At 58.9% G+C, this 365-nt stretch carries 1 pseudogene; it reads right to left on the reverse strand.

The features are described from left to right. Positions 1–125: 125 nt before the first annotated feature. Positions 126–365, reverse strand: a pseudogene (locus F1735_RS34390) (transposase); the annotation flags it as partial.

Genomic DNA, 365 nt, shown 5'->3' on the forward strand with positions numbered 1-365 from the left:
GAACCGTTCTAACCGCACGATCAAAAACAGCGCCGTGGCCGGCGCTGTCAAGACGCTAAAATCGCTCGGGGTAGGACCATCGTTTTACGTGAAAACCGGGCCATCAACTCGCGTGATCACACTCACACGACACGAGGTTGTTCGCGCATCTCCTGGCGTCTGACGCTGTCCATTGCCTCGTTGGCCAGCGCGATCACATGGAAGCGGTCGAAACTGATCTGGGCTTGCGGCAGTTCCCTGGTCACGCCCTTCGTGTAGGCCGCGCTCATATCCATGCAGACGTGTTTGATCTCGTTCGGATCGCCGCCATGGGCGAGCAGATCGGCCTTGAACTCGGTCACCGTGCCGTGTTTGCGTCCTTCCGT

Origin of the sequence: Massilia genomosp. 1, from assembly GCF_011682185.1 — a bacterium.
In the GTDB taxonomy this organism is placed as follows: domain Bacteria; phylum Pseudomonadota; class Gammaproteobacteria; order Burkholderiales; family Burkholderiaceae_D; genus Telluria_A; species Telluria_A rubra.